The sequence below is a fragment of the Microbulbifer maximicatervae (SeqCode) genome (genome assembly GCF_052467225.1).
In genome coordinates this window covers 4,198,883-4,212,020 of record NZ_CP174303.1, presented here as the reverse complement: position 1 = coordinate 4,212,020, position 13,138 = coordinate 4,198,883, and the positions used below count along the sequence as shown (strand labels likewise).

The 13,138-nt window shown below is 50.5% G+C and carries 12 protein-coding genes; 10 read left to right on the top strand and 2 right to left on the bottom strand.

Going from position 1 to position 13,138, the window contains the following annotated elements:
* The first annotated feature begins 85 nt into the window (after positions 1-85).
* From bamA (ACJJIZ_RS18130) to rnhB, 8 genes are all read left to right on the top strand, one after another.
* Positions 86-1,375, top strand: coding sequence for an outer membrane protein assembly factor BamA (gene bamA, locus ACJJIZ_RS18130; RefSeq protein WP_444914367.1), 1,290 nt, complete (start codon positions 86-88; stop codon positions 1,373-1,375).
* A 49-nt stretch (positions 1,376-1,424) separates the two neighbouring features.
* Positions 1,425-4,004: an outer membrane protein assembly factor BamA gene (gene bamA / locus ACJJIZ_RS18125; protein ID WP_444914366.1), complete on the top strand. Its 2,580-nt coding sequence runs from the start codon at positions 1,425-1,427 to the stop codon at positions 4,002-4,004.
* A 68-nt stretch (positions 4,005-4,072) separates the two neighbouring features.
* Entirely contained in the window at positions 4,073-4,588 is a 516-nt protein-coding gene (locus ACJJIZ_RS18120; protein ID WP_413662813.1) for an OmpH/Skp family outer membrane protein, read from the top strand.
* Between the two features lie 14 nt (positions 4,589-4,602).
* Positions 4,603-5,664 carry a UDP-3-O-(3-hydroxymyristoyl)glucosamine N-acyltransferase gene (gene lpxD / locus ACJJIZ_RS18115; RefSeq protein ID WP_444907648.1) on the top strand — a complete coding sequence of 354 codons (1,062 nt, stop codon included), beginning with the start codon at positions 4,603-4,605 and terminating at the stop codon, positions 5,662-5,664.
* A 78-nt stretch (positions 5,665-5,742) separates the two neighbouring features.
* Entirely contained in the window at positions 5,743-6,183 is a 441-nt protein-coding gene (gene fabZ, locus ACJJIZ_RS18110; RefSeq protein WP_108734005.1) for a 3-hydroxyacyl-ACP dehydratase FabZ, read from the top strand.
* A gap of 106 nt (positions 6,184-6,289) precedes the next feature.
* A complete protein-coding gene (gene lpxA, locus ACJJIZ_RS18105; RefSeq protein ID WP_444896539.1) occupies positions 6,290-7,069 on the top strand; it encodes an acyl-ACP--UDP-N-acetylglucosamine O-acyltransferase in 780 nt (259 codons plus the stop codon).
* A 101-nt stretch (positions 7,070-7,170) separates the two neighbouring features.
* Entirely contained in the window at positions 7,171-8,340 is a 1,170-nt protein-coding gene (gene lpxB, locus ACJJIZ_RS18100) for a lipid-A-disaccharide synthase (RefSeq protein ID WP_444914365.1), read from the top strand.
* Between the two features lie 8 nt (positions 8,341-8,348).
* Positions 8,349-8,966, top strand: coding sequence for a ribonuclease HII (gene rnhB, locus ACJJIZ_RS18095; RefSeq protein ID WP_444914364.1), 618 nt, complete (start codon positions 8,349-8,351; stop codon positions 8,964-8,966).
* Positions 8,967-8,981: 15 nt separating this feature from the next.
* Here rnhB and ACJJIZ_RS18090 read toward each other — a convergent pair whose 3' ends face one another.
* Entirely contained in the window at positions 8,982-10,244 is a 1,263-nt protein-coding gene (locus ACJJIZ_RS18090; protein WP_444914363.1) for an HlyC/CorC family transporter, read from the bottom strand.
* A 79-nt stretch (positions 10,245-10,323) separates the two neighbouring features.
* Positions 10,324-11,124, bottom strand: a complete 801-nt coding sequence (locus tag ACJJIZ_RS18085; protein WP_413662808.1) for a cytochrome C assembly family protein — start codon at positions 11,122-11,124, stop codon at positions 10,324-10,326.
* Between the two features lie 205 nt (positions 11,125-11,329).
* On the opposite strand from ACJJIZ_RS18085, the gene ffh reads away from it, so the two are divergent.
* Together ffh and rpsP are read left to right on the top strand one after the other, a co-directional pair.
* Positions 11,330-12,742 (top strand): signal recognition particle protein, encoded by a 1,413-nt coding sequence (gene ffh / locus ACJJIZ_RS18080; RefSeq protein ID WP_444893186.1) that lies wholly within the window; start codon positions 11,330-11,332, stop codon positions 12,740-12,742.
* Between the two features lie 155 nt (positions 12,743-12,897).
* Positions 12,898-13,137 carry a 30S ribosomal protein S16 gene (gene rpsP / locus ACJJIZ_RS18075; protein WP_108733998.1) on the top strand — a complete coding sequence of 80 codons (240 nt, stop codon included), beginning with the start codon at positions 12,898-12,900 and terminating at the stop codon, positions 13,135-13,137.
* Position 13,138: the final 1 nt, after the last annotated feature.

The following is a 13,138-nucleotide window of genomic DNA, read 5'->3' as shown; positions in this document are numbered from 1 at the left end:
TGATAATGTGGGTGAGATTTTTATACGTGTGAGACGTTTTGTCTTGGCACGATTTTGTTGTGAGTAAAAGCGACTCGGAAGCGGTATGAAGTATTTGCTGAAAGCGATCTTTCTGGGCCTGGTGCTGCCTCTCAGCGCTTTGGCACAGTCGTTCGTTCTCAGCGATATTCGAGTAGACGGGTTACAGCGGGTTTCTGCAGGTACAGTTTTTTCAGCACTTCCGATTCGGGTAGGTGACGAAGTTGAGCCAGTCGAAATTCAGGATGCAACCCGAGTATTGTTTCGCACTGGTTTTTTTGAAGATATTCAGATTGGCCACGAAAACAGCGTTCTTGTTATTACCGTGAGAGAACGACCGGCTATATCAAAGATAGATATAGCCGGGAACAAGGTGATTGCCACTGAGGATCTACTGAAGGCGATGAAGGAATACGGTTTCGCCGAAGGCCAGATCCTAAAGCGTTCGACCCTCAGGGGGTTGACCCAGGAGTTTGAACGCCAGTACGTGGCGCAGGGTCGATATGGCGCCAGTGTTAAAGCGGAGCTCAAGGAGCTGCCGCGCAACCAGGTTGAACTGCGGGTTGCTGTCGATGAAGGGGCTGTTGCTGCGATTAAACATATTAATGTCGTAGGAAATCGTGCCTTTTCTGATAAAGAGCTGGAAGAGGTTTTTGAGCTTAAAACTACTGGTTGGCTCTCTTGGCTGCGCAGTGATGATAAGTATTCTAGTGAGAAACTCACTGGTGATTTGGAGCGCTTAAAGTCCTATTACCTGGATCGTGGATATCTTGATTTTCAGATTGATTCGGCTCAGGTATCTCTAGGGCCGGACAAGAAGAGTGTATTCATTACCATTAACGTGGTTGAGGGTGGTGTTTACACGGTTAGTGAGGTGGAAATTGCTGGAAACCCGATAGTAGCGGAGGAGGAAATCAACCGCCTGCTATTGGTGCGAGAAGGTCAGCGGTTCTCCCAAGCGAGGGTAACGACCACTTCAGACTATATTGCTAAACGCTTGGGCAACAAAGGTTACGCTTTTGCCGAAGTGAATGGTGTTCCTGAGGCCAATGAAGAAGAAAGTACAGTAAAAATTACCTTCTTTATTGATCCGGGAAAGCGCACTTATGTGCGACGTATTAGTTTTCGCGGGAACACTCGCACCGCAGATGAAGTCTTGCGGCGTGAACTGCGTCAGATGGAGTCAGCTTTGGCTTCCTCTGCGCGTATAGAACAATCCAAAGTGCGTCTTGAGCGCCTTGGATACTTGAAGGTAGTGAAAGTTGAAACAACTAAGGTGTCCGGCACCTCAGGCCGGCCCGATGTTGATTACATGGTAGAGGGGCAACCCTCTGATTCTGGGGGAGCGGGGCGCTAGTTTGCGTTGTAACTCCTGGATTGCGAATAAAAACACCTGGAATTAGTAGATGAAACATTTCCTGAAAGCGGCTTCTCTTAGCCTGGCACTGCCTCTCAGTGCTTTAGCACAGTCATTTGTAGTTGATGACATCCGTGTGGAAGGGCTGCAGCGCGTCTCTGCCGGTACCGTATTCTCAGCTCTCCCTGTGCGAGTGGGGGATGAGGTGGAGACTCTGGAAATTCAGAGTGCCACTCGGGCGCTGTTTCGCACTGGTTACTTTGAGGATATTCAAATTGGCCAGGAGAATGGTGTCCTGGTTATCACTGTGCGCGAGCGACCTGCAATTTCCAAGATTGAAATTACGGGTAACAAGGCGATTGCAACAGAAGACTTGTTGAAAGGCATGCAGGAGAATGGCCTTTCAGAGGGGCAGATCTTCAAGCGCGCAACCCTTGAGGGGTTGGCTCAGGAGCTGCAGCGTCAATATGTTGGCCAGGGACGCTATGACGCCAGTGTTAAAACTGAAGTAAAAGAGTTGCCGCGCAACCAGGTTGAGCTTCGCGTAATTGTTGATGAAGGCTCAGTAGCCGCAATTAAGCACATCAATATTGTCGGCAATAAAGCGTTCTCCGATGAAGAGCTTGGAGAGATTTTTGAGCTGCAAACCACCGGCTGGTTGTCGTGGTTGCGCAGTGATGACAAGTATTCCCGAGAGAAATTGACCGGCGACCTGGAGCGTCTCGAATCCTATTACCTGGATCGTGGGTACCTGGATTTTAAAATTGATTCCACCCAGGTTTCCCTGAGTCCGGATAAAGAGAGTGTATTTATCACCGTCAATGTATATGAAGGCGATGTTTACACCATTAGTGAAGTGGACCTGGCCGGTGATCCTGTAGTTCCAGAGGAAGAAGTTAAGCGCTTGCTACTGGTGCGGGAAGGGCAGACCTTCTCCCAGGTTCGTATGACAACAACCTCGGATTATATTACCAAGCGCCTGGGGAATGAGGGCTATACCTTTGCTGAGGTTAATGGTATCCCCGAGCCCAATAAAGAAGAGAAAACGGTAAAAATTACCTTCTTTATCAACCCCGGCAAGCGGGCTTATGTTCGCCGAATTAATTTCCGGGGTAATACTCGCACTACAGATGAGGTTTTGCGCCGCGAGATGCGTCAGATGGAGTCAGCTTCTGCTTCCTCTGCCCGTATAGAGCAGTCAAAAGTCCGCCTTGAGCGCCTGGGCTACTTTAAAGAAGTTGAGGTGGAAACCTCAGAAGTACCGGGTACTTCTGACCAGATTGATGTCGAATACACGGTTGAAGAGCAGCCTTCAGGTTCTATCGGCGGCACAATTGGCTGGGCCCAGAGCAGTGGCTTGGTACTGGGAGCTAATATCCAGGAAAATAACTGGTTAGGCACCGGTAAATCTGTAGGTATTGGGATGAATGCCTCCACCTACCAGACTTCTGTGAACTTCTCTTACCTTGACCCTTACTTCACACCGGATGGTGTGAGCCGTGGTTTTAATGTCTTCTACACAGAGAATGATTACTCCGAAGTTAACCTTTCTGACTACAACACCACGACTTATGGTGGTGGCGTTAGCTTTGGTTACCCGATGTCAGAAATTTCCCGTCTCGGATTGAATATTAATTTCAACCACTTGGAACTAACAGCTTCAAGTAGTTCTGTGCAGGAGATTTCCACAACACCTGAGCCAATTGATGGTGTGACCGGTGTTATTACCGATGCTGACGCTGATGAAATTTTTGATGATTGGCAAGATGGTATAGCTAATGATCTGGCAATGTCATTAACTGATGATCTATTTCCCACTCCAGATGGTTTTATTGATCGCTATGGAGATGCCTTTAACAGTTTAAGTCTCACGGCATCTTATGCGCGATCAACTTTAAATAGGGGGATTTTAGCAACTCGAGGTGCTTCGCAAAATCTTTCTCTGGAACTCAGTGTGCCTGGGAGTGACCTGGAGTACTACAAGCTTGTTTACACTGGGCAGTATTTCCGTCCATTGACTAAAAGCCTGACCTTACGCTTGCGAACGCGTTTAGGATATGGTGATGGTTTCGGAGACCTTGATGAGCTACCGTTCTTTAAGAACTTCTATGCTGGTGGTTTTGGGTCTGTGAGGGGCTTTGAGCGCAATACTTTGGGGCCTCGCTCAACTCCTGCAGAAATACTAGGGCCTTACTATGACCCCGATGGTTTCAGTTCCACCCTCGCTCCTTGTGCGACCGATGGAGAGAGCATAACGCAGAGTTGCTATCTGGTTGATGATGACGGGAACCTAGTGACATCTACTTATGGAGATGCTGATCCATTTGGTGGGAATATTCTAGTTGAGGGTAGTGCGGAAGTCATTTTCCCGCTGCCCTTTGTTAAAGATCAGCGTTCCTTACAAACCGCTTTCTTTGTTGACGCGGGTAATGTGTTTGATACCAGCTGTAGTGATACCCAAATCAACTGTTACGATGTGGACTTTGGTAAGATGAATGTCTCTGCGGGGATTGGCTTGACCTGGATTACCGGTTTTGGTCCGCTGACATTCAGCTTGGCGAAAGCCCTTAAGAAAAATGAAGATGACGATGTGGAAGTATTCCAGTTCACCCTGGGTAACAGCTTCTAAATTTGTCAGATAAAATGAATTAGGCGTATATCAGCGCAATTAAAATAAAATCTATTGGAGAGACCGACGTGCTTAAGAATGTAAAAATTGTTGCAGTATTACTTGCAGGTATGACCTTGTCCGGCGCAGCGCTGGCGCAAACCAAGGTTGCGGTACTTAACCTACAAGCTGCGATCATGAGCACAGATGCAGCTAAAACCAAGGTTAACTCCTTGAAGACCAGCTCTGAATATTCGAAGCTGCAGAGCAGTGCCGAGTCAATTCGTTCTGAGCTGCAAAAAATGGCTGAAGATGCCAAGAAAAACAGTGTGACCTGGTCCGATGAGCAGAAGACTGAGTACCAGCGCAAGATGAATTTCCAGCGCTCAGATTTTGAGACAACGGTGAAAAAATTGCGTGCAATGGAAGCTCAAGTGGGTCAAGAGATCCAGGCTTCTATGGGGCCAAAGGCTAGGGATGCCCTGGACGCACTGATTAAAGAGCAGAAGCTTGACGTAGTGCTGGATTCCAATACTGCCTACTATGTAAGTCCTAGCGTCGACCTGACAGAGGCTGTTGTTAAGCGTATGAACGCAGCCAAGTAAGTCGATAGTCTTATATGAAAGATAGCTTTTCTCTTGCCCAGTTGGCGCAAGAGCTGGGGGCCGACTTGCGGTTGGCGCCCGGTTCAGATTCCAATCAAAAAGTTCAGGGTTTAAATACACTGCAGGATGCCGGTGCAGAGCACTTGGCTTTCCTCGCAAGCCCTAATTATCGACGCTTTCTGAAAACGACCAAAGCTGCCGCGGTGCTGGTATCGGAAGAGTTTGTTGAAGAGTGCCCGGTAACGGCTTTATGTGTTGCGGATCCCTACTTGGCCTTTGCTCGAGCAACAGCTCTGTTCGATACAACTCCTGAAGCACCCATTGGTATTCACCCCTCTGCAGTGGTCCACCCCACGGCAGAGATTGGTGCTGGTGTCAGCGTGGGACCCGGCTCTGTGGTCGAGGCCTACGCAAAATTGGAGCCTGGTGCGATTGTTGGTGCTAACTGCTATGTTGGCGAGGGCAGTTTAGTCGGTGCAGGAACACGCCTGTATGCCGGCGTTGTTTTTCATCATAACTGCTCTATCGGTGCACACGGTATTATTCACAGCCAGACGGTTATTGGAGCCGATGGCTTCGGGTTTGCGCCTAATAAAGGCAGCTGGGTGAAAATTCACCAGCTTGGTGGAGTGCAAATTGGCGAAGATGTGGAAATTGGAGCCAATACCTGTATAGACCGTGGAGCTTTGGGTGATACGGTGATTGGGCGAGGAGTCAAGATCGACAATCTGGTCCAAATCGCGCACAATGTGAAGATTGGTGACTACACGGCCATAGCCGGGTGTGCCGTAATTGCCGGTAGTGCTGAGATAGGGAAGCATTGTCTTCTCGGTGGCTGTAGCCGTATTAACGGGCACATAACGATTGCAGATGGCAGTCAGGTGTCGGGTAACACGTTTGTTACTAAGTCGATAAAGGATACTGGTAGCTACTCTGGAGCGCTATCCTTTGCCGATAGTTCTACCTGGCGTCGTAATGCTGTGCGTTTTGGTCAGTTGGATCAAATGGCGCGCAGATTGAAAGATTTGGAAAAACAGGTTCAGGCACTGTCCCAAAAGAGTGGGACAGACGATTGAACTTTAGTTATTAATTAATTTGGCTTTGTTGTTTTCGGGGCGTTTTACGCCCCGAAGTGGTTTCTGGGGGCATTTGGAATGATGGATGTACGTGAAATTCGCGAGTATCTGCCGCACCGTTATCCTTTTTTGTTGGTGGATCGTGTAGTAGAACTCGAAGAAGGGAAGTATATAAAAGGCTATAAAAACATTTCTGGAAATGAAGAAGTTTTTAATGGCCACTTTCCGGAAATGCCTATTTTCCCGGGAGTGATGATTGTTGAAGCCCTGGCCCAGGTCTCGGGAATCCTCGGCTTTAAAACGTTTGGTAAAAAACCGGAAGATGGATATCTGTATCTGTTCGGTGGGGTTGATAAGGCGCGCTTTAAGCGTCAGGTGATCCCGGGTGATCGCCTTGAGCTCGAGTCTGAAGCGGTATCTGTTCGCAGAAATATCTGGAAATTCGCTTGTAAAGCCAGTGTTGATGGCGAGCTGGCAGCTTCTGTTGATATCCTATGTGCCGTCAAAAAGGTTCAGTAATTCTGTAAAGCTCGCTGGAGAGTTAGATTCAGGATTTTCCGGGTAGCCTTTGTTTTTAAGGGTACAGGTTACCCAGTACGATTAATGCCGAGGAGTAGATCCCAGAATGCAGACAAGTATCCACCCTACAGCTATTGTCGACTCTACGGCAGTAATTGGTTCCGGGGTGAGTATTGGTGCTTACACCATTGTTGGAGCCGGCGTAGAGATAGGTGATGGCTGTGATATTGCCTCTCATGTGGTGCTTAGTGGGCCGACCAAACTGGGGAAGAACAACCGAATCTACCAGTTTGCTTCCGTAGGGCAGGATACCCCGGACAAAAAATATCGTGGTGAAGAGACGACACTCGTTATTGGCGACAATAACGTGATTCGCGAGGGGGTTACGATCCACCGTGGTACCGTTCAGGACCGAGGTGAGACCACTATTGGTGACGAAAACCTGATCATGGCCTATGCCCATATTGGCCACGATAGTGTTGTTGGTAATCACACTATTATGGTGAATAACTGTGGTTTGGCCGGTCATGTTGTTGTTAAGGACTGGGCGATTCTGAGTGGTTATAGTTTGGTTCACCAGAACTGTACTGTGGGAGAGCATGCTTTCCTGGGAATGGGTGCTGCTATCGGTAAAGACGTCCCTGCTTATGTTATGGTTGCCGGAAACCCTGCCGAAGCAAAGACCATTAACTCAGAAGGGCTGCGCAGACGGGGCTTTTCTAGAGAAGATATTGCCCTGATCAATAAAGCTTACAAGACCGTTTATCGTCGCGGTCTTACTATGCAAGAAGCGCTGCAGGCCTTGATGGAGTTGCGCGAACAATCTCCAGTTATTCAGCCGTGGATAGAGTCTTTGCAATCTTCCACCCGCGGCATTGTTCGCTAATTCACTTCTCTTTGGAGCTGTTTTGTGCAGCTCCGATTGCACTTTATGCAACTCCCATTTAATTCCAACATAAACAGCTCCCCAAGAGGAGGGATATAGGCGTGTCAGAAAAAAATAAGCCGATACGAATTGGTATCGTTGTCGGTGAGGCGTCAGGAGATATCCTCGGTTCTGGTTTAATGGCCGCATTAAAAACTCGGCTTCCCAATGTAGAGTTTGAGGGGATTGCCGGGCCGCGCATGCTGGAACTGGGTGCTAAAAGTTTATTTCCTATGGAGCGGCTGTCGGTAATGGGGCTGGTAGAGCCTTTGAAGCGCCTTCCGGAACTGTTGAAAATCCGCAGATCTCTCCGTCGCCACTTTACTGATAACCCTCCCGATCTATTTATTGGTATAGATTCCCCGGACTTTACATTGACTCTTGAGGCTGCTCTCAAGGCTGAGGGTATCCCCACCGTCCATTATGTCAGTCCTTCGGTTTGGGCCTGGCGGCAGGGTCGAATTAAAAAGATTGCGCGGGCTGTCGACCACATGTTGACCCTGCTACCATTTGAAGCGAATTTCTACCGAGATAACCAAGTACCGGTGACCTTTGTTGGCCACCCTTTGGCTGATGAAATTCCCCTGCAAGTGGATATCGCCGGCGAACGCAAAGCATTGGGCTTTGAGAAAGACGACCGGGTAATTGCCCTTTTGCCAGGCAGCCGTGGAGGAGAGGTTCGCATGCTGGGGCCGTTGTTTTTGCAGACGGCCCGATGGTGCCACCAGCGTCACTCGGATATTAAATTTGTTATTCCCGCTGCCAACAAGCAGCGTATGGATGAGATTCAAGAGCAGCTAAAAGATTACCCTGAACTCCCTATCACTTTACTTGAGGGGCAATCGAGACGGGCCGTTTCAGCGGCAGACTGTGTGCTTATTGCATCGGGTACAGCAACCCTTGAAACGATGTTGCTTAAAAAGCCCATGGTCGTTACCTACAAGCTGGGCAGATTGACGTCTATGATCGTCTCGCGGATGCTGCATACCCCATGGGTTTCGCTACCAAATTTACTTGCCCAAAAAGAACTGGTACCGGAAATTTTGCAGAATGATGCTATTCCGGAGAATCTTGGTGCGGCGGTGATGCAGTACTTTGAAGATCCGCTTCTTGGGGATCATTTAGAGCGCGAGTTTTTCGAAATGCATCAACAGTTGAGACGCAATGCTTCTGAGCGGGCTGCCGATGCCGTGGTGGGGCTACTGGAAGCTAAGCCTGAATCTGCCGAGTAGTATAAGTTATGAGTAGTAAAACAGAATTGCCCCCCTATGTTTGCCCTTTCAAGGGTGATTTGATTGCAGGTGTCGATGAGGTTGGGCGCGGCCCCTTAGCTGGTGATGTGGTTGCCGCAGCCGTGATTCTTGATCCTAACAAGCCAATTGCCGGGCTTGCCGACTCCAAAAAGCTGACTGAAAAAAAGCGCGAGCAGTTATTTGATGAGATTTGTGAGCGAGCACTCAGTTACTCCATAGCTCGTGCAATAGTTGAGGAAATTGACCAGCTAAATATTTTGCAGGCAAGTTTACTGGCGATGCATCGTGCAGTTGCACAGCTATCCGTGCAGCCTGAATTTGTGTTGGTGGATGGCAATAAAAAACCGAACTGGGATTACCCTTGCGATACCGTTGTAAAGGGCGATGGTCGTGTCGCTGCAATTGGGGCGGCATCTATTTTGGCTAAGGTGACCCGTGATAAGGAAATGGTAGCGCTGGACTCTGAATATCCCGGTTACGGCCTTGCAGGTCATAAAGGGTATCCCACCAAGGCGCATATGGAAGCTTTACAGTTGCAGGGTCCCACTCCAATACACCGCACCAGCTTTGCACCGGTAAGGCGCTTGCTAGAAGAGGTTGAGTGATTAACGGCTGTAGCGTTACTTGTCGATTCGCTTGATTCTGGCCCGGGTAATCATCTTGTCTGAGACCTCCTCAATTTCCACCAGGTAATTGAGGATGTATAGGCTGATATTGCCGTCGGGGATGCTCTCCAGGTGTTCCATTGCTAGGCCGTTAAAGGTTTTCGGCCCGTCAGTGGGCAGTTCCCAGCCCAGGGTGCGATTAATATCGCGAATAGAAGTGCCGCCCTCGATCATGTACCAGCCATCTTCTATGGCGACTATCTCCTCGTCATCGCTGGGTACTGGACTTGCGGTGAAGTCGCCGACAATTTCCTCCAGCAGATCTTCCAGGGTAACGATACCCATTACCTCTCCGTACTCATCAACTACTAGCCCCATGCGGCGCTTGGTTTTCTGGAAGTTCATCAGCAGTGTGGGGAGTGGTGTTGCCTCGGGTACGAAGTAAGGCTCATCGGTGAAGGAGTTGAGCCGCTCTGCCGTTAAATTTTCCGGTCCGTCGCGCAGTATTTGCGCCGCTTTTCGCAGGTGAAGTATGCCTACTACTCGATTGATGTCACCGCGATATACCGGGAGGCGAGTGTAGGAACTTTCCGCTAGCTGCTGCAGGATCTCTTCGGCGCTGTTTTCCAGGTCAACGCCCATGACTTCATTGCGCGGAATCATGATGTCTTCAACGGTTGCTTGGTCCAGGTCCAGCACGTTGAGCAACATGCCTTTGTGCTTGCTGGGAAGCAGGGCGCCTGATTCGAATACAACGGTTCGGAGTTCTTCGGGGGCCAGGTGTTCCGCTTCGCTATTCGCTTTTGTTTCGACTCCCAGCAAACGCGCCAGGCCGTTGGATATGCCACCAATCAACAGCACCAGGGGAGTGAGCAGCCATTGCAGTGGGCGCAAAATAAATGAGGCGGGGAAAGCAATTTTTTCCGGGTGTAGAGCGGCAATAGTCTTTGGTGTGACCTCAGCAAAAATCAGTAGGGCAAGAGTTAAGACAATGGTGGTGAGTATTTCTCCGTAAATTTGCGCGAATACCGAGCCGGCGATTACGGATACAAGAACGTTAACGAGATTGTTGCCGATTAGAATTGAGCCGATCAGCTTGTCCGGGCGTGCGAGTAGCTCGGTGGCGCGCTTTGCCCCGCGGTGCCCGCTTTTGGCTTGGTGCCGCAGACGATAGCGGTTAAGCGCCATCATGCTGGTTTCGGAGCTGGAGAAGAAGGCGGATATCAGTATCAATAGGGCCAGCAAACCGAATAGCAGGCCCGTGGGCATCTCGTTCAAGGGAGAACTCTTTTTATTTCCAAGCGGAGATATTGGAACATATTGCCGACCTCCGCAAGCTTTGCAGTCGTATATTCGATTACCCGCGCTGGAGAATGACTTCCATAACCAGCTTGCTACCAAAATAGGCAAGTAGTAGGGCGGCGAAAGCGCTTAAGGTCCAACGCACAGCGGTATTGCCTCTCCAGCCCAACCTCCAGTGTCCCCATAGGAGTATGGTGTAGAGAACCCAGGCGACCATAGAGAGGATGGTTTTGTGTATTGGCCCCTCTTCAAACAAATTGCCAACAAAGACGAAACCGGTCAGCAGGGAGGCGGTGAGCAGTAGTTGCCCGAAAGTGATCAGGCCAAACAGCAGTGACTCCATGCTCTGCAATGGTGGCAGAAGACGGGTGGCGCCTACCGGCCTGTGGTTGTGCAGTTGCTGGTTAAGGTAATAGAGATAGATCGCCTGAAGGGTAGCCAGGGTCAGCAGCGAATAGGCAGAAATAGACAGTAGAGCATGTACCGCAATGCCGGCAGAGATCTGTTGATGTGGCGTTACGGTGCCCCAAATATGGGATGCAGCAAATTCAGTGGCGGCTCCCACTGGTGCGAAAATAAGAATAAGTAGAGTAAGTGGCCGGCCAACGGCCAGGATCAATAATAGAAAGTTAACTACCCAGGAAATCAGCGAGAGCATTGCCAGCAGGTCGAAGCGATAGCCTTCGGGTGAAAAGAGAACGTGTCCCAGGGATATTCCGTGGGTGACAAGTGCACCCGCCAAAAGGCTGAGAAGCAGTTTGGAATTCGGCTGTTGTTTTTGGGCCAGAGCCGCACCTGCAACTATGGTTGTGGCCAGGTAGAGAGCGATAGCTGTCCAGTGGGCGAAAGCCGCCATGGGTAAATCCGTGTCTTCATTATTGCGTTAGGGCAGGAGTGTGTCATAGCCAGTTGAAACAAGGAAGACTTGCGATATTTCGGCTGTGGCGAGACCTGGGCTATACTGCCGCGCCTCAGAGAGGGAGTTGCAGTTTGCTCCCCCCTAATTTCGCGCCCCTCCGCACTGGGGTTGAGTCCGTAAACGGAGAGATCGAGACGAATTTATGTTCGATAACCTGAGTGACCGCTTATCGGCGGCCTTAAAGAAAGTTACCGGTAAAGCGCGCCTTACGGATGACAATATCCGCGATACTTTGCGCGAAGTGCGCAAGGCGCTGTTGGAGGCGGATGTCGCTCTGCCAGTGGTTAAGGCATTTGTTCAGCAAGTGCGCACCGCTGCGGTAGGACAGAAGGTTAGCAAGGCTCTCAACCCGGGTCAGCAGTTCGTCAAGATTGTTCAGGATGAGCTGGTTAAGGTGATGGGTGCGGCTGCAGAGCCTCTCAACCTCGCCGTACAACCTCCGGCGGTAATCCTGATGGCGGGCCTCCAGGGTGCTGGTAAAACCACCAGTGTGGCCAAGCTGGCCAAATACCTGCAGGAGCGTGAAAAGAAAAAAGTCATGGTGGTGAGTGCGGACGTCTACCGCCCCGCCGCTATTAAACAGCTGGAGACCTTGGCCGGTGAAGTGGGGGCACAGTTTTACCCCTCTACAGCTGAGCAGAAACCGCTGGATATTGCCAAGGGTGCTGTGGACGCTGCCCGCAAACAATTTGCCGATGTGCTGATTGTGGATACTGCTGGTCGACTGCATGTGGACTCCGAGTTGATGGATGAAATCCGTGAGCTGCACAGCGAGTTGGACCCGGCGGAAACCCTGTTCGTGATCGACGCAATGATCGGTCAGGATGCGGTAAATACCGCAAGTGCCTTTAATGATGCGCTGCCGCTGACCGGTGTGATTCTCACCAAGGCCGATGGCGATGCCCGTGGTGGTGCCGCTCTCTCCGTGCGTCACGTCACCGGTAAGCCAATCAAGTTTATCGGTGTTGGTGAAAAGACCGACGCTCTGGAAACCTTCCACCCGGATCGTATCGCCTCCCGTATCCTGGGTATGGGTGACATTCTGTCTCTGATTGAAGAAGCAGAGCAGAAGATTGATAAAGAGAAAGCCGAAAAGCTGGTTAAGAAGGTCCAGAAGGGTAAAGGCTTTGACCTGGAAGACCTGCGCGATCAGTTGCAGCAAATGCAAAATATGGGTGGCTTTGGCTCCCTGTTGGAGAAAATGCCCGGCATGGGCGGTGTAGCGCAGGCTGCACAACAGGCCGATATGGGCAAAGAATTTAAGCGTATGGACGCATTGATTTCCTCCATGACGCCGGCCGAACGCCGCAATCCTGACCTTCTTAACGGTTCGCGCAAGCGCCGCATCGTTGCCGGTTCCGGCACCCAGCTACAGGACTTGAATCGCCTGCTCAAGCAGCACAAGCAGATGGGCAAGATGATGAAGAAGCTCAAAGGCGGGGGCATGGGTAAAATGATGCGCGGCCTCGGCGGCCTGCCCGGTATGGGCGGTGGTATGCCTGGCGGTATGGGCGGTATGCCCGGAGGCCTGCCACCGGGCCTCAAAAAGAAGTAGAGAACCGCGGTTCTCCGGGCGGCTTGGCGACCCTATACAAATCTGGGGTGGTACATTAGAATACGCCGCCTTTCTGCCGGCCCTGCTGCCGGTAAAAAGTTGTTGTGGTGACTGCTTAGTGCGGTTGCCTAGTGTTGAACCTATAGGAAAGTTACATGGTAACCATTCGTTTGGCCCGTGGTGGTGCTAAAAAGCGCCCGTTTTATCATCTGACCGTTACCGACAGCCGCAAATCTCGCGACGGTCGTTTTATTGAGCGTGTTGGTTTCTTCAACCCGGTTGCCCGTGGTCAGGAAGAGCGCCTGCGTGTTGATCGCGAGCGTGTTGATTTCTGGCTGGGTCGTGGCGCACAGGTTTCTGACCGCGTCGGCAAGCTTCTGAAAGAATCTGCTTAAT